The following is a 24,840-nucleotide window of genomic DNA, read 5'->3' on the forward strand; positions in this document are numbered from 1 at the left end:
CTTGCTGGCCCTTAGTCGCCCCGGCGCAGGGATAGCTCGCCCCCCAGATAGAATTTGACCCCTTCGCCCGTCTCCAGTCTCAGGGCGCCGCGATCGTCGATGCCACGGGCGATGCCGCGGATCTCCTGATCTCCCATCAGCAGGCGCACCGGGCGACCGGCAAAGTGATCGAGCCGATTCCAGTCATCGACAAAGCTTGCCAACCCCTGTTGCTCAAAGGTGTGCAACGCCCGCTGCAGATGGACGATCATCCGGGCTGCCAACTGATTGCGATCCACCAGTTCCGGATTGATGTGGCGCAGCTCGGCCCAGGCCTGATCGATCTTCTCCCCTTCGCGGGCAGGCATCGCCAGATTGAGACCGATGCCGATCACCAGATGACAGCTGGCCCCGGCGCTACCGCTCATCTCCACCAGTATCCCCGCCAGCTTGCGGCCCTGATAGTAGAGGTCGTTCGGCCACTTGAGCTCGACCCCTTGATAGCCAAGGGACTCCAGCGCTTCAACCACTGCCACGCCGACCGCCAGACTCAGCCCCATGGCCGCCGCCATGCCTTGTTCCAGCCGCCAGTACATGCTGAGGATCAGCTGGCAACCGAACGGCGAAATCCAGGCTTTGCCACGGCGACCGCGCCCGGCGGTCTGGCACTCGGCCAGACAACTCTCGCCGGAGCGCAGATCATTGACCCGATCCAGCAGGTGCTGATTGGTCGAGCCAATGACCGGAAAACAGTGCACCGGCGCCATCGGGGCCAGCGCTTGCAAGGTGGCCTGATCGTAAAGCGCCATCGGCACCGCCAGCCGGTAGCCCTTGCCGGTCAGGCTAAAGAGATCCAACCCCAGCTCCTTGAGCGCAGCCATGTGTTTGCTCACCGCCGCCCGGCTGATGCCAAGCTGCTCGCCCAGCTGTTCGCCGGAGTGAAACTGGCCGTCGCTGAGCAGGGTGATCAGGGTCTGTCTGATGGGAGTCAGGGTCATGAGAGCACCTCGTCGAGCCAGGTTTCGCCCTGCGGCCCCATGAAGCGCACCTCGTGCTCCAGTGCCACGCCAAACTTTTGTTCCACGCTATCACGGACATGGGCCGCCAGCGCGATCAACTCCATGGCGCTGGCGCCCCCCAGATTGACCAGCACCAGCGCCTGCTCCTGATGGACGGCGGCGCGGCCGATGGCGAAGCCTTTCAGGCCGCACTGATCGATGAGCCAGCCCGCCGCCAGCTTGGCCTGCCCTTCCCCAGCCGGATAGCAGGGCATCTGCGGATATTGCTGCTTGAGCGTATCGGCCAGCGTCGTCGTTACCACGGGGTTCTTGAAGAAGCTGCCCGCATTGCCGAGCAGGTTGGGATCCGGCAGCTTGGCCATCCGGGTGGCGCAGACGGTATCGAAGATGGCCTGCGCCGTGGGCGTGTCACCGAGCGCCGCCAGCGGGCCGTAGCCCAGCATGGGCGTCCAGGCCTTGGGCAGACGCAGACCGACGGCGGTAATGAAGTGAGAATCCTGACAGGCGTGCTTGAAGATGCTGTCACGGTAGCCGAAATGACAATCGGCGGCCTTGATACGCTCCACCTGACCAGTCTGCCAGTTGAATGCCTCCACATAGGCACAGAAACGAGCCAGCTCGACCCCGTAGGCACCGATATTCTGTACCGGCGCGGCGCCGACTGTGCCCGGGATCAGCGCCAGATTCTCCAGACCATACCAGCCCTGTTGCAGGGCATGACACACCAGTTGATGCCAGTCCTCACCGGCGGCCACATGCAACAGCCAGTGCTCCCCCTCATCCTGCAGTGCGATACCCTTCAGCCGGTTGAGTACCACCAGGCCAGCGAAATCATTGCAAAACAATATATTGCTGCCGCCACCCAACACCAGGCGGGGCAATTCTGCCAGTTCAGGACTGGCCAGGATCTGCGGCAGGTCATCAAGATTGTCTACCTCCGCCAGCCAGAGGCAGTGGGCATCGAGGGCCAGGGTGTTGAGCGTCAACAAGGAGGCGTGGGGGGTGAGTTTCATCTGCGTGTCCCGACAATAGCAAGCGGGCAGTCTACCTTATATTCCCGCCGGACGAAAAATCCCGCCCTCTTTTCGGACTCGATCTGCTGGAGTAGAGTATCCGGCTCCGACTCCTGAGGAAGTACTCATGAACAACCAATTTGCCGTCATCGGACTGGGTCTGTTTGGCAGCGCCCTGTGCGAAGAGCTGCAACGGCAGGATGCCGAGGTGCTGGCGATTGATATCGACGAAAGTAAGACCCGCCAGATAGCTACCCTGTGCAGCCATGTCGTCGTCGCCGATGCGACCGATGAGGCTACCGTAGCCGAGCTGGGGCTGGCCAACTTCGATATCGTTTTCGTCGCCATCGGTGACAACCTCGAGACCAGCATACTCACCACTCTCGTCCTGAAAGAGGCGGGCGTGAAGAAGGTGTGGGTCAAGGCCCGTGACAAGTTTCACGCCAAAATCCTGCATAAAGTCGGGGCCGACAAGGTGATCAATCCGGAGTGGGACATGGGCCGACGGGTCGCCCAGAGCATGCTGGACAACCGGTTGTTCGACTATCTGGAGCTGGGCCACGATATGGTGCTGACCGAAGTCGTTATCGGTCTGCAGCAAAATGCCCGCAATCTCGGTGACTTGCATCTGCTGCAGCAGAACGACTTTCAGCTGCTCGCCATCAAGCGAGGCGATGTGCTGCATAACGTGCTGACCGGCAAGATGGAGCTGCAACTGGGCGACATACTGATCATGGCAGGCAACAAACACGCCATCGACCACTGGCTGGAAACCCTATGATCAATTGGCGCAGCAGCTACGCCTTCGCCCTGCATCGGGATGACAACTCCCGCTGGAGCGAAGCCAAGCTGATCCTGGGCAGCTTTCTGGTCATCCTGCTGATCGGCACCATTTTTCTGGTGCAACCCTCCAGCCACAATGGCGAGGTGACCTTCGTCAACGCCCTGTTCACCGCCACCTCGGCCATCAGCGTGACCGGGCTCGGTGTGGTGGATACAGGTACCGCCTTCACGCTGCAGGGGCAGATCTTCCTGTTGATATTGATGGAGATTGGCGGTCTGGGTCAGATGACAATGACACTGCTGCTGATCGCCATGTTCAGCAAACGGGTCGGCCTGCGCCAGCAGGTGCTGGCCAAGGAGGCGCTGGGACAGGAGGGCTCGGTCAACATAGTGGGGCTGGTCAGACGCATAGTGTTGTTCGCCTTTATCGCCCAGCTGATCGGCACCGCTGTCATGGCCATCCGCTGGGTGCCCGATATGGGCTGGGAACACGGCCTTTACGTCAGCTTCTTCCATGCGGTTTCTGCCTTTAACAACGCCGGTTTCTCGCTATTTTCCAATAACCTGATGAACTACCGGGATGACCCTATCATCAGCCTGACCATCGCTGGTCTGCTGGTCCTCGGGGGAATCGGCTTTACTGTCGTCGTCGATCTGGTGCGCAACCGGCGCTGGCGCAAGCTGAAGCTGCACAGCAAGCTGATGCTGGTGATGACCCCAGCCCTGCTGCTGCTGGGCACCCTGATGTTCTGGCTGCTGGAGCGCAACAATCCGGGCACCCTTGGCGCCACCTCCCTTGGGGGACAGTGGCTGGCTGCCTTCTTTCACTCTGCCAGTGCGCGGACCGCGGGCTTCAATACCATGGATATCGGGCTGATGACCCCTGCGGCCCTGCTATTCCTGATGATGCTGATGTTTATCGGGGCGGGTACCACCTCTACCGGCGGTGGTATCAAGGTGACCACCTTTGCGGTGGTGCTGCTGGCGACCCGTGCCTTCCTGAGCAAGCGACCCCATGTCACAGCCTTTGGTCGCACCTTGTCACCCCAGATAGTGACCCGCTCGCTGGCCATCATCATAGTCAGCACCATGGTACTGATGCTGGCGATGTTCCTGCTGATGGTGACCGAGGATCTGCCGTTCGACAAAATCATGTTCGAGACCGTCTCTGCGTTCGCCACTGTGGGGCTTTCTACCGGCATTACTGCCTCCTTGAGCGAGCCGAGCAAGCTTATCCTGGCTCTGGTGATGATCTGTGGTCGTCTCGGCCCGCTGACCCTGGCTTTCATGCTGGCGCGCCCGAGCGAAACCCGCATCAAGTACCCGGAAGAGAGTGTCTATACGGGCTAGTTCCAGGTGCAATATAGAAAAAGGGGCCAAGGGCCCCTTTTTCTATTTGGCTTATCCAGCCTGGTATTGCGGCGCGGCGACTCAGGTCGCCTTGCTCTTGGCCTGGCGCTTGCCGGTACTCTTGCGAGGAGTGCCAGTGGTGCCTGCGCTGATCTTGCGACGGGTAAAACGCGGCTTGCCGGCCCCCGACGCAGTCTTGGGCAGGGCGCTGAAGCTGGCACCGGAATCCTGCCGGGCTCCCTCAATCAAGGCGTTCAACTGATCTGTCAGTGGCCCCATAAATTGCTGATAGCTGGCGTGCCGCTCGGCAATCTGGCCCAGGCTCTGCTCCCACAGAGCCGTCATGTCCGGCGTGGTGGCGGTGGCGGGCAGCGCCAGGATCAGTGCCCGCCCAGTGGGCGTGCCCTTGATGCTCTTGCCCTGGCGCACCAGAAAACGACGCCTGAACAGCAGGTCTATGATGCCGGCCCGGGTCGCCTCGGTACCGAGGCCGTCCGTTTCGCGCAACGTCTTGCGGATCTCGGGATCCTGCACGTAGCGAGCTATGCCGGTCATGGCGGCCAGCAGGGTGGCGTCGGTGAACGACTTGGGCGCCTGGGTCATCTTCTCCAGCAGCTCACCGCGCTCGCACAGCAGTTGCTCCCCCTCTTTCAGGGCGGGCAGGGTACCGGCTTTCTCTTCATCGTCATCTTCTTCAACCCCCAGCAACGCCTTCCAGCCCGCCTTGAGGATCCGCCGCGCCTTGGCCAGGAACAGGCCACCCGCGATACGCAGCAGCACCTTGCTGTCGTTGTACTCGAACGGAGGGTAGAACTGCAGCAGGTATTGGCGCGCCACCAGACCGTAGATTTTGGCTTCATCGCCGCTGAGGCTGCCCTCGTTGCCACGCTTCTCGGTGGGGATGATGGCGTGGTGGGCATCCACCTTGCTGTCATTCCACGCCTTGCTGCGGATCTTGCCGTCCGCCTCGCTCACCGCCCTGGCGAGTGCCGGCGCAGTGGCAGCGATGGCCTCCCGTACCTGGGCCGCCCGATTGAAGTGATCGCTGGGCAGGTGACGGCTGTCGGATCTGGGATAAGTGATGAGCTTGTGGCGCTCGTAGAGCCCCTGACACACATCCAGCACTCGCTTGGCATCCATGCCAAAGCGCTTGGCAGCATCGATCTGCAGGCTGGAGAGGTTGTAGGGCAGCGGTGCTGCCTGCTTGCGGGCCTGTTCCTCTACCTCTTCTACCGATGCTGGTTGGCCATTGATACGACTGACCACTTTCTCCGCCAGCGCCCGGTTGAGCACCCGCCCCTCATCGTCCTGCCAGGGCAGGCAGGCCTCGGAGGGCAGCCACTTGGCACTGAAGCGCTCATTACCTTCAGTCACCAGATAGGCCAGCACCTCATAGAAGGGCTTGGGTACGAAGGCCTCTATCTCCAGATCCCGTCGCACCACCAGCCCCAACAGCGGGGTCTGTACCCGACCGACCGACAGCAGTTCGCTGCAACCGCCCTTGCGACCGAGCAGGGTGTAAGCCCGGGTCATGTTGATGCCATAGAGCCAGTCGGCACGGCTGCGGGCCAGTGCCGATACCGCCAGCGGCACGAACTCCTTGTTGTCTCTGAGCTTGTCGAGGGCGCGGCGCACCGCCGGCGGATTGAGATCGCTGATAAGGCAGCGCTGCACCGGTCTGGTCTTGGGGTAGCCGAGAAAGTCGATCACCTCGTCCACCAGCAGTTGCCCTTCCCTGTCCGGGTCACCGGCATTCACCACACAGTCGGCCAGCTTGATCAGCCGCTTGATGACGGTTAGCTGGGTCTTGGTCTTGGGCTTGGCCACCAGCTGCCACTGGGCGGGGATGATGGGCAGTTGCTCCATGCGCCACTGCTTGAAGGCGGCGTCGTAGGCATCCGGCTCGGCCTGCTCCAGCAGGTGGCCGATGCACCATGTCACCACATCCCCCTGGGCTGTCTCGATGAAGCCCTCCCCCTTCTTGTGGGGCTTGGGCAACACATCGGCAATGGCTCGGCCAAGACTGGGCTTCTCGGCGATAAAGAGTCGCATGGTAAACACACCTGGATACTGTATATGCGAACAGTATATACCGAGCCTTTTGCAAAGCCCAAGCCTGGCCATCCGCGGGGTCGCTGATCACGAGCACGCTGTCGGTCAGAGGTACGACTCGGGATAAAGCGGGCGACTCCCCTTCAGGATGCGAATGCGGGCCATGTAATGAAACCTGACCCGAACGGGTTCGAATTGGATAGGGAACGCGCGGACATTAAATTAAATTCAATTAAATGATAAAATACAAAATAATAAATGTATTTAAAATAACATTACAAAATAAAAATCATGATAGAGGTCAACACCCTACCTCTCTCTAGCTACTACTATATTGGTAATATTTGATCGTAGGAAAATGCCGCCATGCTTGGAAAATTATTGAGAAAGACCTGGTTCTGGCTCCTGCTGCTCGGAGCCCTGCTGGGCGTCGCGGCATTGGGTGTCACCATGACAGTGATGCATAAAACCAGTTCTACCGAGTTCTGCGTCTCCTGCCACTCCATGCAGACCCCGCTGGCCGAGTATCAGGGTAGCGTCCACTTCCAGAACGTGAAGGGGATCCGCGCCGAGTGTGCAGACTGCCACATCCCCAATGAACCCAGCGCCTATCTGTGGACCAAGATCCGCGCCGTGAAGGATATCTATCACGAGGCGATCGGCACCCTCGACACCCCTGAAAAATACGAATCGCACAAGCTGCGCATGGCCCAGACAGTGTGGGACCAGCTCAAGGCCAACGACTCCGCCACCTGCCGCAGCTGCCACAGCTACTCCGCCATGGACATTCTGGCCCAGCGCCCCAATGCCCGGGCCGAGCACCCGGTTGCCATCAAGGAAGGCCAGACCTGCATCGACTGCCACCGCGGTGTCGCCCACATCATGCCTGACATGAGCGAACTGGCTGCCGCCGGTGCCAGCGAGCTGGCCCAGGCTGCCGCCCAGACTCCGGCCAACGTCACTACCCGTTACGCCATCGCCACGGCGCCGCTGTTCCTCGATGCCGCCGCCAAGACAGATGAAGGCACCCTGATGCCCTCCACCAAGGTGGAAGTACTGGCCAACGAGAATGGCCGTGCCCAGGTGCAGATCGAAGGCTGGCAACAGGACGGCGTGAGCGAAGTCTTCTACGCAGCCCCCGGCAAGCGGATCCTGAGCGTGCTGGTCGGCGATGCCGCCAAGAAATCCCTGGTCACCGGCCAGAGCGAAACCGACAGCGCCACCAACCTCACCTGGCATCAGGTCAAACTGACCGCCTGGGTGGATCAGACCCAGCTCATCGGCGATCAGGGCAAGCTGTGGCAATACGCCTCCACCCTGATGTCCAACAACTGCACCGGCTGCCACGGCCTCACGGCGCTGGATCACTTCAATGCCAACCAGTGGATCGGCGTCATCAAGGGGATGGAATCCCGTACCTCCCTGACCCCGGAACAGGCTCGCATGCTGACCCAGTATGTCCAGAAACATGCCAGTGACATGAGCGCGGCGCACTAAGGCTGGCACAGAGGAAATCGTCATGACTTTTTTTACCGATAAGAACACCAATCTGTCCCGCCGCAACCTGCTCAAGGGGCTCGGCGCCTGCGCGGCCTTGCCGCTGCTCGCCGGCATCTTCCCGAAGAGTGCTCTGGCTCGGGCCATCAGCACGGCGCTGGAGCAGTTCCCGACCCTGGTCCCGGCCCAAAAGGGCATACTGACCGGCGCCCACTGGGGTGCCTTCGAAGCCATAGTCGAAGATGGTCGCATGGTGCGCGTCCAGCCGGTAGCCGATGATCCGGCGCCGAACGACCTCATCGACATGGCGCCCTACCAGGTCCATGCCAAGAACCGCATCAAGTACCCCATGGTGCGCAAGAGCTGGCTGGAGCAGGGCCCTGGTGCCAGACCCGAGCTGCGCGGCGCCGATGAATGGGTGAGAGTGAGCTGGGACAAGGCCATCGAACTGGTGGCCGGCGAGATAGGTCGGGTGCAGAGCGACTTCGGCCCGCAGGCGATCCACGCCGGTTCCTACGGCTGGAAGAGCGTCGGCATGTTCCACAACAGCCGAACCCTGCTGCACCGCCTGATGAACTTGGCCGGTGGCTTCACCGGTTATGCCGGTGACTACTCCGCCGGCGCCGCTCAGGTGATCATGTCCCACGTCATGGGCTCCATCGAGGTGTATGAGCAGCAGACCGCCTGGCCGAACGTGATCGAACACGCCGAACTGGTGGTGCTGTGGGGCGTCAACGCCCAGGTGACCCTGAAGAACAGCTGGAACATGCCGGACCACGAGGGTCAGGCCGGCTTCCAGGCGCTGAAGGAGAAGGGCACTCGCATCATTAGCATCGATCCCGTCTACAACGAGACCGCCAAGCTGGCCGGGGCCGAGTGGATTGCACCGAACGCCTATACCGACGTGGCCATGATGCTGGGGGTGGCCCACACCCTGTATACCGAGCAAAAGCACGATCAGGCCTTCCTCGATCGCTACACCAGTGGTTTCGACAAGTTCCTCACCTACCTGCTGGGCAAGGAGGATGGTCAGCCGAAGAGTGCCGAGTGGGCGAGCACAGTCTGCGGTGTCGATGCAGCCGTGATCCGTCAGCTGGCCCTCGACATGGCGTCCAAGCGCACCATGATCATGGCGGGCTGGGGCATGCAGCGTCAGCATCACGGCGAGCAGCCCAACTGGATGCTGGTGACCCTGGCCGCCATGCTGGGCCAGATCGGCCTGCCCGGTGGCGGCTACGGCTTCAGCTACCACTACTCCTCCGGTGGCAGCCCCACCGCCAAGGGCGGCATACTGGCGGGTATCTCGGCCGGCAACGCGCCCAAGAACAGTCCGGCCCCGATCCCGGTGGCCCGCATCGCCGACTGTCTCGCCAACCCGGGCAAGACCATCGACTTCAACGGTCGTCAGGTGACTTATCCAGACATCAAGCTGGTCTATGTGGCGGGTGGCAACCCCTTCCACCACCATCAGGACACCAACAACCTGCTCAAGGCGTGGCGCAAGCCGCAGACCGTGATAGTCCACGAACCCTACTGGACCGCCACCGCCAAGCACGCAGACATAGTGCTGCCGGCCACCACCAGCTATGAGCGCAACGATCTGGAGATGGGGGGCGATTACTCCCAGCGCTACGTGTTCCCCATGCACCAGTGCGTACCGCCCCAGCACGAGTCACGCAACGACTTCGACATCTTCAGCGCCATTGCCGCCAAGCTGGGCCTGCTGGAAGCCTACACCGAAGGCAAGGACGAGATGCTGTGGCTCAAGCAGATGTATGACGGCATGGCTGCACAGGCCCGTGGCGCGCGGGTGGCGCTGCCGCCATTCAACATGTTCTGGGAATCCAACAACTACATCCGCTTCCCCATTCCGGAGGCGAACCGCCAGTGGATCCGTCACGCCGATTTTCGCGAGAATCCCTTGCTCAACCCGCTCGGCACCCCGTCCGGCAAGATCGAGATCTTCTCCAACACCATCGCCGGCATGGGCTATGCCGACTGCGCCGGCCATCCCAAGTGGTATGAGCCCAAGGAGTGGGTGAAGAGCGAAACGGCCAGCCGTTATCCGCTGTCGCTCAATACCTCGCACCCGACCCAGCGCCTGCACTCCCAGCTGGACAACACGCCGCTGCGAGACAAGTTCGCCATCGCCGATCGGGAGGCCATCCTGATCCACCCGGATGATGCCAAGGCGCGTGGTATTCAGGATGGGGATCTGGTGCGCGCCTTCAACGATCGCGGCCAGATCCTGGTGGGCGCTTTGGTGTCGAAAGACATACGTCCTGGCGTGGTGCGCATCTGTGAAGGGGCCTGGTTCGACCCGGCCAAACCGGGTGAGGCGGGGGCCATTTGCAAGAACGGCAACGTCAACTGCCTGACCTTCGACGAGGGCACCTCCAGCTTGGCGCAGGGCAACTGCGGCCACATGGCCCAGCTGCAGATCGAGAAATACAGTGGCCCGGCACTGGCCAACACCGCTCACGCGGTCCCGGCCAACGGCTGAGTCCGCACTCGGCCAACCAAAACGGCGCCATCAGGCGCCGTTTTTTATTGCTGTCAATGTGCTATGGCTTGGTGATTCAGAAGTCGCCTTCTTGCATGTACTCTTCGCGCACGCCACCCGCTCTACCACCAGAGCTTGGATAAGGTGACTCAGAAGTCGCCTTCCTGCATATACTCTTCCGCGCACTCCACCAGCTGGGGCCAGAGCTCTTCCGGCACCCAGGCATCCGGGTCATCTTCGTCGCCATCGTATTGAGTCCAGAAATAGCGGCGCAGGCCGGCGGCGAAGTCATCACTGACTTCGGCCAGCTCGGAGAGCGGCCCCAGCCAGGCGATACGGCGCAGGCCGGAGGCGAGATCGTTGAGCGCATCCACCAAGGCACGATCGTCGCTGATCTGCTCCACCAGCAGAGTGAAGCGCTCGCGGGCACTGGCAACTTCGTCTTCGTCCAGCTCGCCGGCATCGGCCAGCAGATCGATGAAATCTTCCAGCAGGAATGCGATCAGGCTATCTCTGTCTTCAAACCACTGAAGCTGTGCCCCCTTGATCCCCAACACGGAGGAATCGAACGAGTCATCAAGGTGACATAGTGCCCATGGATCGTCTGTCATTGCTACCCTTCCTCAGGCTTGAACAAGTGTCTTATCTTATGCCTGACCCTCCCCCCTTGCCACCTTGGGCAGTGAAGGGAAGCTACCAGACCACCACAATTCCATCCGCCCCATAACGGGGCTGATAATATCTAGCTCTCTACCCTGGCCACCTTGGGCAGTGACAGAGACGCAGCCAGACCACCCAACTCGGCCCGACCCATGATGAGGTTGCCTCGATAGGCCTCGGCCAGATCGGAGACTATGTTGAGGCCGAGCCCAGAGCCCGGCACCTTCTCGTCGAGCCGTACCCCGCGCAACACAGCCTTGGCGATCTGATCCTCGCTCATGCCGGGACCGTCATCCTCGATGCGCAGCGTGATCCAGCCCCCCAGCTCGGCGCTGGAAATACGCAGCTGACCGGCCGACCACTTGTAGGCGTTCTCCAGCAGGTTGCCCACCATCTCGTCAAAGTCCTGCTCCTCCACCCCGACCGCCAGATTGGCCGGCACCTGCAGATCTACCTCCTTGCCCGGATAGAGACGGGAGAAGGCACGGCAGATGTACTCCACCCGTGCCCGCACCGGGGTCGACACCCCTAGGATCTTGGCGGCGCCGGTCACCCGCGCTTTGCCGAGGTGATAGTCGATGTGGCGCTGGATCTGGTCAAGCTGCTCGCCGATGGCGGTTTGATCCTCCGGCGACAACTGGGCCACCTGATTGCGCATTATGCTGAGCGGCGTCTTGAGGGCGTGAGCCAGATTGCCGGTATGGGAGCGGGCTCGCTGCAGCAGCTCGCTGTAGTGGTGCAGCAGGCGGTTGATGTCTTCCACCAGCGGCTGTATCTCCAGCGGATAACGCAGCCGGAATCCCTCCTGATGCCCCTGATGTACCCGTCCCAGTTCGCGGCGCAGCAAATGCAGCGGACGCAGACCATAGACGATCTGGAACATGAAGCCCAGCACCAGACCCGTGGCGGCGAAGCCGAGGCCCAGGAACAGGCTGATGCGGGTCTTCTTGAGGGTCTGGGTCAAGGCGCTGCTGTCCTTGGCCATCACCAGGGTAAACGTCCGATCCGACCCGGGCAGCAGCACGGTACGCGTCATGATGAGCAGGGGCTCCTTGTTGGGTCCCCTGCCGACAAACAGATCCGGATCGCCGAACGCCGACTTCAGGCCCTGCACCTTGAGGTGCACATCCCACAGGGATCGCGAGCGGCTGACCACCTCATCCCCCAGCTCCAGCTGCCAGTAGTAGCCGGAATAGGGTTGACGAAAGCGAGGGTCGGCCATGGGTTCGGTGACGATGGGCAGGCCGTCTGGCTGGATCTCGAGCCGGGAGAGCAGATCGTAGAGCTGCAGGCGCAGGCCGTCGGCTTCCGCCTCTTGCCAATAGTTGCGCATCATGGTTTGCAGGCTGAAACCTGTGGCAAACAGGAAGAGACCACACCAGACCATGGCGATGACCACCAGCCGCCCCCGCAGGGTCCTGACCAGCCTCATTCACCGCACCCTGGCAGGGGTTGCATCAAGGCCCGACTCATTCGTTGATCCGGTATCCAAGGCCACGCACAGTCTCAATGAGATCTGCGTGGGTCTTCTTGCGGATCCGGCCGATGAAGACTTCGACGGTATTGGAGTCGCGGTCAAAATCCTGAGCATAGATGTGGTCGATCAGCTCGCTGCGCGACACCACCTTGCCCCTGTGCTGCATCAGGTAGCCCAGCACCCGAAATTCATGGGCGGTGAGCTTGATGGGGGTGCCTTCGTACCACACCTGGGAGGCCGCCATGTCGAGCCGCACTCCGCCGATCTCCAGGATCGAACTGGCATTGCCGGCCGCCCGCCTGACCAGCGCCTGCACCCTGGCGACCAGCTCCGCCACCTGGAACGGCTTGGTGAGGTAGTCGTCGGCACCGGCATTGAGCCCCTCAATCTTCTCGTGCAGCTGGCCGCGGGCGGTCAGCACCAGCACAGGGGTATCGATCCCCTTGCTGCGCCACTCCTTCAGCACGCTCAGGCCATCGCGACCCGGCAGGCCGAGATCCAGGATGATGGCGTCATAAGGCTCGGTCTCGCCGAGAAAGCCGGCCTCGTTGCCATCGTGGCAGAGGTCTGTCACGAAACCGGACAGACGCAGCTGTTCGGCCAGCTGGCCCGCCAGGGTCTTCTCATCTTCAACTATCAGAATTCGCATAAATGGGTATCCAAAGCAGGGTTACTCTTGCGTCAACGGAGATGGGAGGGTTGAACAGTTGTGCCGGATTGTCAGTTTGGAGCCCAACCTGGCACCCACCCAAAGGTCAATCTTCCTCTTGCGGCGGGCGTGGCTCGAACAGCCGCTCGAGATGGTGGCCCTTGAGCCACACCATCTCCAGGTTGTCGGCGCGATAGCCGACCTTGATGACGCTGTTCTCGCTGTCGATGAGCTTGAGCTCATACAGCCAGATGCCATCCTCTTCCCCCAGGTCGACGCGCAGCACGCGCACCGGCAGAAGGGAGGCCACCTCCATCACCTCATGAAAGGGCCTGACCCGACCCTCGCTGACAGCTTGTTGCAGCAAGGCCTCGTTCGGCGTGGTCGCCTGCGCCATCACGGGCAGCAACAACCCAAGCAGAGACAGGGCTCTATTCATGGGTGATTCATCTCCAAAAACCTAACATAATGCCGTTTATAGTCTGCCAGCCATGAATCCGGAATGAATATGATCCCACGCAGTTTCCTGCTGATCCTTTGCCTTTTCTCCACCCTCGGCTGGGCGGCCCAGGCGCGTCTCGACATGCCGGCGCTGGTCAAGTTGTTGTTGGCCCAAGGGTACCACGACATTCGGGAAGTGGAGCTGGAAGGGGATAAATTCGAGGTAGAAACCCTGGATGCCGACGAACAGCGAGTGCAGTTGCTGGTCGATGCCTACACGGGCGACATCACCAAAAAAGAGGCCGATTAGGCCTCTTTTGCTATGCGAGTTCTGCGCTGTGATGCCTGAGCGGCAACTCACGCCTCTTTCAGCTTCTGGCGTTGACGCTGACGCCAGGGGCGCAGCAACTTCTCCCGCCGTGGCCATAGCAGAGCACAGGCCAGCAGCAGGTAGATGAGCGGTTCCTGCCAGCCACTCTTCACCGACCACCAGTAGTGCACCGGCACCAGCAGGGCAACGGCATAGATCCAGTTATGCAACTTCTGCCAGGCCGGCCCCATGACCCGCAGCAGGGTGGGGATAGAGGTGATGCTCAGCGCCACCAGCAACAAGAGCGCCACTGCCCCCACCAGTATGTAGCTGCGCTTCACCAGCTCGCCGCCGATGAGCCCCCAGTCGAATTGCAGATCCAGCCCCAGCCACACCATAAAGTGCAACCCGGCCCAGGCCGCGCACCAGAGCCCTAGAGGGCGGCGCAGCTTGATGAGCTGCCCCTGCCGCCAGCGCTTGGCGAGCGGTGACACCAGCAGGGTGATCAGCAAGAGATTGAGCGCCCCCTTGCCGAGATAGTGGGTCAAGCCCTGCACAGGATCCCCCCCCAGCAGCCCGGCTGGCAAGGCATACCCCAGCCAGAGCAGAAAGCAGAGAGAACCCAGATGCACCAGCACTCGCAGGCCCTTGATGTGAACCGCTGTCAGTCTCAGTACCATTTTCTTGGATCCATAGCTTGATAAGGGAGGACCACCCCATGGGTTCGGCCCTTGGTATGAGCGGTTGTCAGTCTCAGTACCATTGTCTCAGATCCATTCCCTGATAGAGCGAGGCCACCTCGTCGGCATAACCGTTGAACATCAGGGTAGGCTGACGCTTGGCACCGAAGATGCCACCCTCCCCGATGAAGCGCTCGCTGGCCTGACTCCAGCGCGGATGATCTACCTCCGGGTTGACGTTGGCGTAGAAGCCATATTCGTTCGATGCCAGCAGATTCCAGGTGGTCGGTGGCATCTCTTCCACCAGCCGGATGGAGACGATGCTCTTGATGCTCTTGAAGCCGTACTTCCAGGGCACCACCAGCCGGATCGGAGCCCCGTTCTGGGCGGGCAGCGTCTTGCCATAGAGGCCCATCGCCAGGAAGGAGAGCGGATTCATCGCCTCGTCAATGCGCAGCCCCTCCACATAGGGATAATCTATGCCTCCTCCAAGAGAACGGGATGCCTGCCCCGGCAACTGTTCGGGATCATAGAGGGTCTCGAAGGCCACGAACTTGGCGCGACTGGTGGGCTCGGCACGGCGAATGAGCTCCGCCAGACTGATGCCGCTCCAGGGCAACACCATGGACCAGGCCTCTACGCAGCGCAGCCGGTAGATGCGTTCCTCCAGCTCTGTCTTGTTGATGAGGTCCCACACATCCAGGGTGAAGGGCTTGGCCACCTCCCCCTCTACCCGCAATTGCCACGGCTCGGGTTTTAAATAGTGACCGTTGCGAGCCGGATCCCCCTTGTCGGTACCCAGCTCATAGAAATTGTTGTGGGTGGTGGCCTTCTCCTCCGGGGTGATGATCACGCCCTCAGGTCTGGCGGTGGCGCGAATGTTGAGCGGTCTGGTCGATGCGGCAGGTGCCGGTTTGTCGGCGGAGAAGAGGTCGAGCACGCCAGCCTGAGCGGGAAACGCCAGGGTGGCGGCCCCCAGCCCCAACCCTTTGAGGATAAGGCGGCGATCCTGATAGACGGCTTCCGGGGTAACATCCTGTTCGGTGGGATGATGAGAAGAACGGCGCTTGATCAACATGGAAAAACTCCCGGGGCTATGAGGGTAACAACCATAAGACCTGCCCCGGCCGAGTTTTATTTCACGAAAATTTACATGAGCTGGTAAAGGGGCAGAGCCTTGGCCATGGTTCCGATCAGGAACAATGCTACGAATACCAGCAGAGGAACGATCACATTTGGCGCCATCAGACTCACTCCATCAGCAGGACAGGGCCCATAACTATGGTGCAGGGTCGAGCACGCCTCCAATGAATTTTTTTCGCGAGCGCAAGCGTATTCCTGAGTTGAAATGAGTGATGAAGATCACACACAATCTCGCCCCTGCTTGCCGCCCCCCCTGCGCGGGGTAGGCTCCCTTTCTTTACGAATTCCACTACTTTCCACTACTGAAGAGTCACGCCATGAGCCCATTGATCGCCATCGCCATCACGACCGGGATCCTCTCTGCCGTCTGGGGCTGGGTTGCCGTCACACTCGGCCTCATCTCCTGGGTCGGCTTTCTCGGCTGCACCAGCTACTTCGCCTCCAGCGGTGGCTACAAGGCGCTGTTGCAAACCATGCTGTGCAATGGGAGCGGCATGCTGTGGGCATTGCTGCTGATCCACGGGGATGCCTGGTGGGGAGCGGGCATGGCGGGTTATGTGATGACGGGGGTGGTTGCGACCCTGATGTGCGTGCAGGCAAAGCAGCAGTGGCTGGGCTACATTCCCGGCACCTTCGCCGGTTGCTGCGCCACCTTCGGTGCCGCGGGGGAGTGGCGCCTGATACTGCCGTCCCTGGTGATAGGCGCACTGTTCGGTTATCTGATGAAAGCGATCGGGCTCTGGCTATCCCAGAAAACCCAGAAAGCCCAAACCTCTACCGCCGTAGTCGATCCCGCCTGAATGGCACTCACCAGCGGATAATCCTTCGCCGGGACGCAAACCTATACTGCCCGGCTTATCCCTTCGACTTGAAGTTTGCCGCCTCTATGCCGTGCCGATTCAATAACTTGTAGAAATCGGTACGGTTTCTGCCCGCCATGTTGGCCGCCAGGGTCACGTTGCCCTCAGTGGTACGCAGCAGACGGATCAGATACTCCTTCTCGAACTCGGCCCGCGCCTCGTTGAACGAGGGGATGCCCCCGCCACCGCCACTCAGGGCGGACTCCACCATGGACACCCCAATCACAGGACTGCAACAGAGGCTCGCCAGCTGTTCCACCACACTGTAGAGCTGACGCACGTTACCGGGCCAGGCGGCGGCCGCCAGCATGGCCAGCGACTCGGGTGAAAAACCCAGGGCCGCACAGTCATTGTGACGACTGCGATATTCGTCCAGCGCCTGTCTGGCCAGCAGCGGAATGTCTTCACTGCGGGCGCTGAGAGGTGGCAAAGTGATGTTGGCCACATTGAGGCGGTAGAAAAGATCTTCCCGAAAACGCCCCTCTTCCATCGCCGTCACCAGGTCCTGATGGCTGGAGCTGATGACCCGCACCTCTGGCGTACCCTGACCGTACTCCTGCAACACCTGCAACAGCTTGGCCTGTAGCGATTCCGACAGATCTCCTATCTCGTCGAGAAACAGGGTCGCGCCTTTGGCTTGTTCGAACAGGCCGGACTGACCGTCCTCGCCAAACAGCTGCAGATCCAGCGCAGGCCACGGCAAGGCGGCGCAGTTGATGACATGCAGCGGCTTGTCACGACGACTGCTGGCCTGATGCAGGGCTTGAGTCATCACCCCTTTGCCTGAACCGGACGGCCCCATGATCAGCACGGGCACTTCCATGCCGGCTATGCTGTTGGCCTGGATCAACAACTGTTCCATCTGCGGATTGCGGGTCAGGATCAGCGATTGCCACTCCTGTTGCTGCTTTGGGCGTGTCAGGCTCAACGCATGCTCTATGGTGGCAAACAGCTCATCCTTGTCGATGGGTTTGGTGAGAAAACTGAACACCCCGGAGCGGGTAGCCTGGATGGCATCGGGAATGGTGCCGTGAGCTGTCATTATGATGACAGGCAACCCCAGCCACTGTGACTGGATGCGCTCGAACAGCGCCAGGCCGTCCATGCCGGCCATGCGCAAGTCGCTCAACACCAGATCGGCCCGTTGCTGGCGCAGTCTGTCCAGCGCCCCTTCGGCGCTGTCGGCGGTATCCACTTCATAGCCCTGGCTGCGCAGGCGCATGCTCATCAGCTTGAGCAGGCTGACATCGTCGTCAACCAGCAGGATCCGGCTCATGGCAGGGCCTCGCCACTGCCGTTGAGCTTGCGTTGATTGAGCTGTTCATCGATGGCGGAGAGCTGTTCAATCTGGCGGCGCAGACGCTGCACCTCCTGACTCTGGTCGTCACGACGGCTGTCACGTACCAGCAGCTCCTCACCCAGCGCAATCCAGCTGCGCAGGAAAGCCTGGGCATCGAGCCCGAGCTCGGGCAGCAGGCTCTTGAGTTTGTCCAGCCCGGCCCGACGGTTTGCCACTGACTCGGAGGGGTGGGTATTGACCATGGCCAGACTGACCCGGCTTTCGACATCGGTCGCACCCTTGAGGCGCTGACGCTCCTGCGCCCGCTGCTGAGCGTGACTGGCCAGCAGCCAGTCCGAGTATTGCAGGCGTACCTGCATCTCCTTGTTGGCAAACTCCATGCGCTTGGCGAGGGCGAGATCCGGCGACGCCGCCGGGTCACGCGCTGGCAGCAAAGAACAGCCTGTGAGCAGGCCCATCATCAATACCGGAACAACACAGTGTTTCATCTTTTGCTTCACTTCAACGTCAACCGGAAACAGACATCAGCCTGTTCGTCTTCAATCAATACCAATTCACCGCCAAGGCTCATCGCCGACTCGCGGGCGATGGAAAGCCCCATGCCGGAGCCTTTCAACAAACCTTGCCGCACTATACTCCCCTGCTCGAATGGCTCGAAGATCCGCTCCCGTTCGGCTACCGGAATGACGGGCCCTTCGTTGGCCACTTCCAGCCAGCCGCAGTTGGCATCCTGCCCGGCGCGGATCCAGATCTGGCCACCCCTGGCGCCATAGCTGACCGCATTGGAAAACAGATTATCGAGGATCAACCGCAAGCGATACGGCTCCGCCTGCAACATGATGGGATCGGTCGGCAAGTGTACACTGATTTGTTTGGATTCCAGCGCCAGCCGGTACTCTGCTGTCAACTCTGACAGCAAGGGCGCCAGCGCCACCGGCGTCAGGGTAAACACCTCCTGCTGGCTGAGGCGGTTGAAATCGAGCAGACGTTCGATCAGGGTCTGCAATCGGCGACTGTTCTCCTCCAGCATCTGGCAGATCTCCTGCTGATCCGGCGTAAGCGGCCCCACCAGCTGCTCGCCAAGCAGGTCCGAGCCCTCCCGCAGCACCGCCAGCGGCGTCTTGAGCTCATGGGAAACATGGCGCAGGAACTGGTATTTCTGCTGTTCCAGCTCCTTGAGCTTGTCGTGCAACCAGTTGATACGCTCCCCCAATACCACCAACTCTGCTGGCCCGTCCACAGGTCGTTTGTCCGGCTCCACACCCGCGCCCAGACTCAAGATCCGCGACTCAATCTGACGCACAGGGTGGATAATCAGATAGGTAAACAACAACACCAGCAGCAGGCTGAGCACGGCCACGAAACCGCTGACCCACCAGATCTCTCTCATCAATTCTGCAATCATGGCGCGTACCCGGCTCACATGCTCATCGACCTGGCCTCGGGTAATCACTTCAAGCTGCTGATTAATTTGATTAAATTCATCAAATTGCGGGCTGGCCGAGGCGGCTCTGGCCTTGGCCAGATCCTGCAGGCTCTCGAGCCAGGCCAGCACCTGCTCGAGGCCGGTGTAAGCCTCGGCATCCGGGATCGAGCCCTGATGAGCGGCGAGCAGGCTGCGGTAACTGGCAAGCTGCTGCTGGTAACTGGCCAGGATGCGCTCATCCCCCAGTACCGCATAACGGCGAAGAGTACGTTCCAGATCAATGGCCTGGGTTGTGAGCAGGGTCGCCCGACGGGTATCGCGCACCGCCCGCTCCAGCTCGTCGCTGGTCAACTGGCTCAAGTGTTCGAGGGCCTGACTGTCGTGCCAGATCATGCCGCCCAGCGGCATCAATACCAGGACGAAGCCCATCAATACCACTTGCAGCAAGGAACGTGGGCGTACCTTGGTCATCTTGTGCTGTCTCGATTCATCATGGGTGGGTCAGCATATCTGCACTCCCCCAAAAAGCAAAACCGGCCAGGAGGCCGGTTCATACCGCAAATGAGGGACGGGGTTCACGCCAGACCGACGGATGCCACACAGATAATCAGGATCATTGCCAACGCGCTGGATGCGGTCAACAGTGCCCATTTCAGTTCCACACTCATGCAAACCTCCTTTCTTGCCAACAAGAGCCTGATCACAACAGACAACTGTATGTTAATGCATAGTTAATCCCATAACCGTGAGCCGTGTATACATTTCAGATGAGCCCAACCCAAGGATCGGTGAGCATGTTCTATCTGTGCAGCATTGGATCGAATCTTGATCCCCATATTCACGTCAGTCAGGTGGTTGGCGAACTGCTTGAACACTTTGGCCGCCTGCAGCTGAGTTCGGTGATCCAGACCAAACCGGTGGGAATGCACTCCAGGCACGACTTCCTCAACTGCCTGTTCGTTGCCGAAAGCGGGCTGACAACCCAGCAGTTGAAAACCCTCTTCATCGCCATGGAACTGGCCCATGGCCGGGATCGCAGCGATCCGAACTGCAAGGTGCTCGACCGGCCGCTGGATATCGACATTCTGGCCAGCAGCGCCGCAGACGATTTTGCCGCGACTCGCGTCGATGCCTATCTTAATGAACTGCTGGCCGAGCTGTATGGCCAGGGAGAAGTGCATGACCGCAAGGTCACGCTGCCACTGCATACCAGGCTGATGAAGGGCAAGGTGATCGAGGAGCTGCAGGTAGGCTTGACCCCCTTGCGGCTCAGTCAGGGTTCAGATGACCGCCAGGCTGCGGCCGCCATCTACCCGGATGCTGGCCCCCGTCATGTAGTCGTTCCCCATCAGTAGCTGCACCGCCTGCCAGATAGGCTCAAGCCCGCCTTCCCGCGCCAGCGGCGTCTTCGCCAGCACTTGCTGGCGCCACCCGTCGCCATGTTCGTCGAGAAACAGGATAGGGCCCGGCTCTATGGTGTTGACCCGGATGGCAGGCGCCAGTTCGCGGGCAAAGCTCATGGCAAGGGAGTGGGCTCCGGCCTTGGTGGCCACATAGCTGGCAAACTGGGGCGCCGGAGCGTGAATGTAGATATCCGTGATATGGATGATGCTGGCATTGGCATTGCGGGCCAGCTGGGGCGCCAGCGCCCTGTTGAGCCGAAATGGCGCCGCCATGTGTACCCGATAGAACTGATCGAACTGGGCCAGCTGCGCCGCAGGATCTGCCGCCTCTGGTTCGAAGGCCGAGGCGTTGTGGATCACCAAGGCCAGATCCTGCTGTGATGCCAGCACCTCAATGAGCTGGCCGACCTGCTCTTCACAAGCAAAATCCGCCTGCACCAGCGTCACTCCCAGGGCGCGCAGCCGAGCCAACTCGGGTCGCTCGCTGCGATAGCTGCCCGTTACCTGCCAGCCTGCTGCCACCAGCTGTTCACACAGGTAGAAACCGAGTCGACGGCCACAGCCCGTTACCAATGCACGCATAACCTCTCCTTTTGTCATTGCTCACCAGCCACTGGCATACCCGCGACGGCGGCACCTATCAATCCCCATGGCACAAACCACTGGCCTTGTCCGCCTCACAGCGCCCATAGTGGCACTACACCCCGCATCTGGAGCCATCATATGCTACATATTCGCGATCACATGAGTCGCCTGACCCACTTCCTCACCCCGCAACTCGGTCTGGCCGAAGCGCTGGATCGGCTGCACCACTCAGGGCTGAGCGGCCTGCCTGTGCTGGATGACCAACAACAGCTGGTCGGGTTTCTCTCCGAACAGGACTGCATTCCCAGTCTGATCACCGGCAGCTACCACTGCGATACCCGCACTCAAGTGGAAGACATGATGAGCCGGACGCCTCTCTCGGTCGACCCGGACGACAGCATTCTGGATCTGGCGCGCCAGATGACCGGGGCAAAACCCAAGATCTATCCGGTGCTGGAGCAGGGCAAAGTGATCGGCATCATCAGCCGCCATCAAGTGATGCAAGCCCTCAATCAGCAGATGAAAGGCTGCCATCAGACCTAAATCTGGTAACGCCCCTTGTCACCGATGTCGAAGTGCAGGGGCATCCGCCACTTTGCCAGACAGAGCAAGCCAAGCAACAGGCCGCACGCCAGGGCAACCGGCGCGGCTGCCCAGCCCAGTTGTGCCCACTCCAGTCCCCACAGCAACGGCAACAACAGGGGCAGCGCCTTGATGCCCGGAATGGCGAAGCAGAACTGCTCCTTGAACGTCAGTCCGGAGAGCGTAGCCAACGACGCCCCCAACACCAGCACCTCGGGCGCGCAGCTGGCACTCAGCACCAGGCCACCCCAGGCAAACACCTGCAAGATGAAACGGATGCGCTTGTCATAGACATGCAGGCAGAGTCCGCATACCCCGCTGGCCACCACCAGCGCCGTCCACCAGACTGAGGGCGCTAAAAAATCCTGCCCGATCAGCAGGCTGGCCCCTCGACACACAAGCAATAAAGCTGCCAGACTCAAGCCAAGACGATAGAAGCAGACAGATAACCTGTCGATGCCATCCAACTCACTTTCGATTTCAGGATTTGCCATCCGGGGTCGTCTCTGTTGAATATTCGGGCCAATATACTTGAATCATGCCCGTGGGCGATTCCCTATTCCGTGCAGGAGATTTGGTTTGCGAAAGTTACCCCTGCTCTGTCTGCTGTTCCCTCTCTGGCTCCAGGCCAAAGAACTGGTCATAGGCGGTACGCTTGAGCCGCCACTGAAGTTTCTGGATGACAAGGCCCAGCCTGGCGGACTTGATGTGGACGTGGTCACCGCCATCTTCAACAAGCTCAAGATCCCCATCAAGATCGAACTGACCGATGCGGGTGCCCGCCTCACCCGCAATGCCGAGACCGGCGTGTATGACCTTGTGATGACCCACTCCTACAAGCCGGAGCGAGAGAGCTACCTGCTCTATCCACAGCAATCCCATCTGCGCCACAGCTGGCACTTCTTCGTGCGCAAGGCCGACATGCTGAGGATCCGCTACGATACCCTGGAAGACCTCAAACCCTGGCGCATCGGGCTGACCAAGGATTTTGCCTACACTCCCGAACTGGCTGCGGCGCTCAAGGACCCCGTCTATCAGATCCAGGAGATCCCCATCAACCAGCTGCAACTGCGCAAACTGATCGCCGGGCGCATCGATACAGTGCCCATGCCGCTGGTTACCGCCTTCGCCCAGATCAGAGAGGAGGGGCTGGAGGGCAAACTCGATTACCTGCCCAAGCCACTCAAGGCCAGCCCCTACTACACCGTCTGGACCAGGGCCAAGGCCGATGCCGATACACCAGCCATGATGGCCGCCTACGATGCCGAGTTGTTGCGCATGAAGCGGGATGGCAGACTCAAGGCCATCTACGACAAGTACGGCATTCCCTATATCGAACCCTGATCCCGACGATCAGGCTGCTCGTCAAGGTTTCACGTCTCTCAATATCGGGTTCTGCAGCGAAATGAGCGTTTCGGTGGACTGTATCTCGTCTATGGTCTGGATCTTGTGGATCAGCACAGTCTGCAACTCGTCGATGGAGCGGGTCATCACCTTCATGAAGATACTGTAGTGACCCGTGGTGTAGTAGGCCTCCACCACCTCGTCCAGCGCCTGCAACTTGGCCAGTGCCGAGGGGTAATCCTTGGCGCTTTTGAGATTGATCCCGATGAAGCAACAAACGTCGTAACCCAGCTTCTTGGGGTTCACCTGCACCCGCGTGCCCTCGATGATCCCCGCCTGCTTCATTTTCTCCACCCGCACATGGATGGTACCCGGGCTGACCGCCAGCTGTTTGGCCAACTCGGCATAAGGGATCCGCGCATTCTCCATCAGGGCGGTGAGGATGGCCTGATCGAGATTATCGATCCGATAATTTTCCGGCACTTTTTTGCACTCCCGTTGACGATATCTCATTAATTTGCGGTCTATTTTGAACAAAAAAATGTGTAAAGCCTATTTCTATTATCGAATATTGAATTTAGTGTTCATTCTGTTGAAGAATCGTCACATCCAACGGGTTCTAGACAGGTATTCAGTATGAAACAGCACTACATTCGCAGCCAACAGCAGATCAGCTTCGTCAAAGAGATGTTCTCCCGCCAACTCGCCCAGCAACTGGGCCTGATGGAGGTGCAAGCCCCCATTCTGAGCCGGGTCGGAGATGGTACTCAGGACAACCTGTCAGGCAGCGAGAATGCGGTGCAGGTCAAGGTGAAGACACTCCCCGAACACAGCTACGAAGTGGTTCACTCCCTTGCCAAGTGGAAGCGCCAGACCCTGGGTCGCTTCGGCTTCGGCCCGGGTGAAGGCATCTACACCCACATGAAGGCACTGCGCCCGGACGAAGACAAGCTCACCCCCATCCACTCCGTCTACGTGGATCAGTGGGACTGGGAGAAGGTGATGCCGAGCGAGCGCCGCGATCTCGCCTATCTGCAAGAAACCGTGCGCGGCATCTGGGCCGCCATCAAGGCCACCGAGCGTGCCGTCTGCGCCGAACATGAACTGACTCCCTTCCTGCCGGGCGAGATCCAGTTCCTCCACAGCGAAGCGCTGCTGGCCCGCTACCCGGATCTCGATGCCAAGGGGCGCGAACGCGCCATCGCCAAGGAGCTGGGTGCAGTCTTCCTCATCGGCATCGGCGGCGCCCTCTCCCACGGTGAGCGTCACGATGTGCGCGCTCCGGACTATGACGACTGGAGCAGCCACAGCGAACTGGGTCTGGCGGGTCTGAACGGTGACATTCTGGTGTGGAACCCTGTGCTGGAAGACAGCTTCGAGATCTCCTCCATGGGGATCCGGGTGGACGCAGAGGCCCTGCGCCGCCAGCTCGCCATCACCGGTGATGAAGGTCGCCTGCAATATGACTGGCACCAGGATCTGCTGGCAGAGCGGATGCCGCAGACCATAGGGGGCGGCATAGGCCAATCCCGTCTGGCCATGTTGCTGCTGCAAAAAGAGCACATAGGTCAGGTTCAGGTCGGCGTTTGGCCCTCAGAGATGAAGGCCGCCATCCCTGGCATGCTGTAATGCTGTAATGCTGTAAGCAAGATGATTCAATGGGTCTGACCCGCATGCTGCGGCGTTCAGGTCAGGCCTGACAGGTGTGTGGCCGCCCGGGATGAGAGAGCGCATCACGGGCATGCTGTAAGGAGAGGATCATTCCGACCCTCTGCGAAACCGGG

Annotated in this window: 26 protein-coding genes; 10 read left to right on the forward strand and 16 right to left on the reverse strand. The window is 60.5% G+C overall.

Translation table 11 applies throughout. The annotated features are described in order from the left end of the window. Window positions 1-11: 11 nt before the first annotated feature. Both birA and murB read right to left on the reverse strand, forming a co-directional pair. On the reverse strand, window positions 12-977 hold the full coding sequence (birA, locus tag AACX78_RS20035) for a bifunctional biotin--[acetyl-CoA-carboxylase] ligase/biotin operon repressor BirA (RefSeq protein WP_159167203.1): 966 nt from the start codon (window positions 975-977) through the stop codon (window positions 12-14). Beyond that, window positions 974-2,011, reverse strand: a complete 1,038-nt coding sequence (gene murB / locus AACX78_RS20040) for a UDP-N-acetylmuramate dehydrogenase (protein WP_159167204.1) — start codon at window positions 2,009-2,011, stop codon at window positions 974-976. Before murB ends, birA begins: the two co-directional genes overlap by 4 nt. 127 nt (window positions 2,012-2,138) lie before the next feature. Between murB and AACX78_RS20045 the strand changes: the two genes are divergently transcribed. Further along, on the forward strand, window positions 2,139-2,792 hold the full coding sequence (locus tag AACX78_RS20045; RefSeq protein WP_005318531.1) for a potassium channel family protein: 654 nt from the start codon (window positions 2,139-2,141) through the stop codon (window positions 2,790-2,792). Then, window positions 2,789-4,144: a TrkH family potassium uptake protein gene (locus AACX78_RS20050; protein ID WP_159167205.1), complete on the forward strand. Its 1,356-nt coding sequence runs from the start codon at window positions 2,789-2,791 to the stop codon at window positions 4,142-4,144. Before AACX78_RS20045 ends, AACX78_RS20050 begins: the two co-directional genes overlap by 4 nt. Before the next feature lie 81 nt (window positions 4,145-4,225). Here AACX78_RS20050 and AACX78_RS20055 read toward each other — a convergent pair whose 3' ends face one another. After that, window positions 4,226-6,196: a DNA topoisomerase III gene (locus tag AACX78_RS20055; RefSeq protein WP_159167206.1), complete on the reverse strand. Its 1,971-nt coding sequence runs from the start codon at window positions 6,194-6,196 to the stop codon at window positions 4,226-4,228. A 366-nt stretch (window positions 6,197-6,562) separates the two neighbouring features. Here AACX78_RS20055 and AACX78_RS20060 point away from each other — a divergent pair, with 366 nt between their 5' ends. Further along, the gene (locus AACX78_RS20060; protein ID WP_159167207.1) at window positions 6,563-7,693 is read left to right on the forward strand and encodes a NapC/NirT family cytochrome c; all 1,131 of its coding nucleotides are present in this window, start codon (window positions 6,563-6,565) and stop codon (window positions 7,691-7,693) included. Window positions 7,694-7,715: 22 nt separating this feature from the next. Then, a complete protein-coding gene (gene torA / locus AACX78_RS20065; protein WP_159167208.1) occupies window positions 7,716-10,196 on the forward strand; it encodes a trimethylamine-N-oxide reductase TorA in 2,481 nt (826 codons plus the stop codon). Between the two features lie 149 nt (window positions 10,197-10,345). Here torA and AACX78_RS20070 read toward each other — a convergent pair whose 3' ends face one another. The 4 genes from AACX78_RS20070 to AACX78_RS20085 all read right to left on the reverse strand — a co-directional run bounded on the left by AACX78_RS20070 (window position 10,346) and on the right by AACX78_RS20085 (window position 13,421). Continuing rightward, the gene (locus AACX78_RS20070) at window positions 10,346-10,807 is read right to left on the reverse strand and encodes a hypothetical protein (protein ID WP_058395093.1); all 462 of its coding nucleotides are present in this window, start codon (window positions 10,805-10,807) and stop codon (window positions 10,346-10,348) included. Window positions 10,808-10,938: 131 nt separating this feature from the next. Then, window positions 10,939-12,288: a sensor histidine kinase gene (locus AACX78_RS20075; protein WP_159167209.1), complete on the reverse strand. Its 1,350-nt coding sequence runs from the start codon at window positions 12,286-12,288 to the stop codon at window positions 10,939-10,941. 37 nt (window positions 12,289-12,325) lie between these two features. After that, window positions 12,326-12,982: a response regulator transcription factor gene (locus AACX78_RS20080; RefSeq protein WP_005318517.1), complete on the reverse strand. Its 657-nt coding sequence runs from the start codon at window positions 12,980-12,982 to the stop codon at window positions 12,326-12,328. A gap of 106 nt (window positions 12,983-13,088) precedes the next feature. Beyond that, entirely contained in the window at window positions 13,089-13,421 is a 333-nt protein-coding gene (locus tag AACX78_RS20085) for a PepSY domain-containing protein (RefSeq protein ID WP_005318516.1), read from the reverse strand. A gap of 63 nt (window positions 13,422-13,484) precedes the next feature. Here AACX78_RS20085 and AACX78_RS20090 point away from each other — a divergent pair, with 63 nt between their 5' ends. Continuing rightward, window positions 13,485-13,733 (forward strand): PepSY domain-containing protein, encoded by a 249-nt coding sequence (locus AACX78_RS20090; RefSeq protein WP_005318514.1) that lies wholly within the window; start codon window positions 13,485-13,487, stop codon window positions 13,731-13,733. Window positions 13,734-13,780: 47 nt separating this feature from the next. On the opposite strand, the gene msrQ is transcribed toward AACX78_RS20090, so the two are convergent. Both msrQ and msrP read right to left on the reverse strand, forming a co-directional pair. Next, on the reverse strand, window positions 13,781-14,413 hold the full coding sequence (gene msrQ, locus AACX78_RS20095) for a protein-methionine-sulfoxide reductase heme-binding subunit MsrQ (protein WP_159167210.1): 633 nt from the start codon (window positions 14,411-14,413) through the stop codon (window positions 13,781-13,783). A gap of 73 nt (window positions 14,414-14,486) precedes the next feature. Continuing rightward, window positions 14,487-15,491: a protein-methionine-sulfoxide reductase catalytic subunit MsrP gene (gene msrP / locus AACX78_RS20100; RefSeq protein ID WP_159167211.1), complete on the reverse strand. Its 1,005-nt coding sequence runs from the start codon at window positions 15,489-15,491 to the stop codon at window positions 14,487-14,489. A 382-nt stretch (window positions 15,492-15,873) separates the two neighbouring features. Between msrP and AACX78_RS20105 the strand changes: the two genes are divergently transcribed. Beyond that, window positions 15,874-16,356 (forward strand): DUF1097 domain-containing protein, encoded by a 483-nt coding sequence (locus AACX78_RS20105; RefSeq protein WP_159167212.1) that lies wholly within the window; start codon window positions 15,874-15,876, stop codon window positions 16,354-16,356. Window positions 16,357-16,411: 55 nt separating this feature from the next. Here AACX78_RS20105 and AACX78_RS20110 read toward each other — a convergent pair whose 3' ends face one another. The 4 genes from AACX78_RS20110 to cydH form a co-directional block, all read right to left on the reverse strand. Continuing rightward, window positions 16,412-17,692, reverse strand: a complete 1,281-nt coding sequence (locus tag AACX78_RS20110) for a sigma 54-interacting transcriptional regulator (RefSeq protein WP_059168192.1) — start codon at window positions 17,690-17,692, stop codon at window positions 16,412-16,414. Continuing rightward, the gene (locus AACX78_RS20115; protein ID WP_159167213.1) at window positions 17,689-18,204 is read right to left on the reverse strand and encodes a hypothetical protein; all 516 of its coding nucleotides are present in this window, start codon (window positions 18,202-18,204) and stop codon (window positions 17,689-17,691) included. Before AACX78_RS20115 ends, AACX78_RS20110 begins: the two co-directional genes overlap by 4 nt. An 8-nt stretch (window positions 18,205-18,212) precedes the next feature. After that, window positions 18,213-19,613 carry a sensor histidine kinase gene (locus AACX78_RS20120; protein ID WP_159167214.1) on the reverse strand — a complete coding sequence of 467 codons (1,401 nt, stop codon included), beginning with the start codon at window positions 19,611-19,613 and terminating at the stop codon, window positions 18,213-18,215. A 104-nt stretch (window positions 19,614-19,717) separates the two neighbouring features. Continuing rightward, window positions 19,718-19,810, reverse strand: coding sequence for a cytochrome bd-I oxidase subunit CydH (gene cydH, locus AACX78_RS20125; RefSeq protein ID WP_096071838.1), 93 nt, complete (start codon window positions 19,808-19,810; stop codon window positions 19,718-19,720). 126 nt (window positions 19,811-19,936) lie between these two features. Between cydH and AACX78_RS20130 the strand changes: the two genes are divergently transcribed. Further along, window positions 19,937-20,497: a 2-amino-4-hydroxy-6-hydroxymethyldihydropteridine diphosphokinase gene (locus AACX78_RS20130; protein WP_059113720.1), complete on the forward strand. Its 561-nt coding sequence runs from the start codon at window positions 19,937-19,939 to the stop codon at window positions 20,495-20,497. Here AACX78_RS20130 and AACX78_RS20135 read toward each other — a convergent pair. Further along, a complete protein-coding gene (locus AACX78_RS20135) occupies window positions 20,423-21,127 on the reverse strand; it encodes an SDR family oxidoreductase (protein ID WP_159167215.1) in 705 nt (234 codons plus the stop codon). The two genes, AACX78_RS20130 and AACX78_RS20135, sit on opposite strands and share 75 nt — an antisense overlap. Before the next feature lie 141 nt (window positions 21,128-21,268). Between AACX78_RS20135 and AACX78_RS20140 the strand changes: the two genes are divergently transcribed. Beyond that, window positions 21,269-21,673, forward strand: a complete 405-nt coding sequence (locus AACX78_RS20140; RefSeq protein ID WP_059113722.1) for a CBS domain-containing protein — start codon at window positions 21,269-21,271, stop codon at window positions 21,671-21,673. Here AACX78_RS20140 and AACX78_RS20145 read toward each other — a convergent pair. After that, window positions 21,670-22,206 carry a DUF2301 domain-containing membrane protein gene (locus AACX78_RS20145; protein ID WP_159167216.1) on the reverse strand — a complete coding sequence of 179 codons (537 nt, stop codon included), beginning with the start codon at window positions 22,204-22,206 and terminating at the stop codon, window positions 21,670-21,672. The two genes, AACX78_RS20140 and AACX78_RS20145, sit on opposite strands and share 4 nt — an antisense overlap. A gap of 85 nt (window positions 22,207-22,291) precedes the next feature. Between AACX78_RS20145 and AACX78_RS20150 the strand changes: the two genes are divergently transcribed. Beyond that, entirely contained in the window at window positions 22,292-23,056 is a 765-nt protein-coding gene (locus AACX78_RS20150; RefSeq protein WP_159167217.1) for a substrate-binding periplasmic protein, read from the forward strand. Between the two features lie 21 nt (window positions 23,057-23,077). Here the strand turns inward: AACX78_RS20150 and asnC are convergent, their stop codons facing one another. Next, complete coding sequence (gene asnC / locus AACX78_RS20155; RefSeq protein WP_005318482.1) at window positions 23,078-23,539, reverse strand: transcriptional regulator AsnC; 462 nt, start codon at window positions 23,537-23,539, stop codon at window positions 23,078-23,080. Between the two features lie 153 nt (window positions 23,540-23,692). On the opposite strand from asnC, the gene asnA reads away from it, so the two are divergent. Then, complete coding sequence (gene asnA / locus AACX78_RS20160) at window positions 23,693-24,685, forward strand: aspartate--ammonia ligase (protein ID WP_058395101.1); 993 nt, start codon at window positions 23,693-23,695, stop codon at window positions 24,683-24,685. Window positions 24,686-24,840 lie beyond the last annotated feature (155 nt).

It is taken from the genome of Aeromonas sp. 9A, from assembly GCF_963900955.1.
GTDB lineage: Bacteria > Pseudomonadota > Gammaproteobacteria > Enterobacterales > Aeromonadaceae > Aeromonas > Aeromonas salmonicida.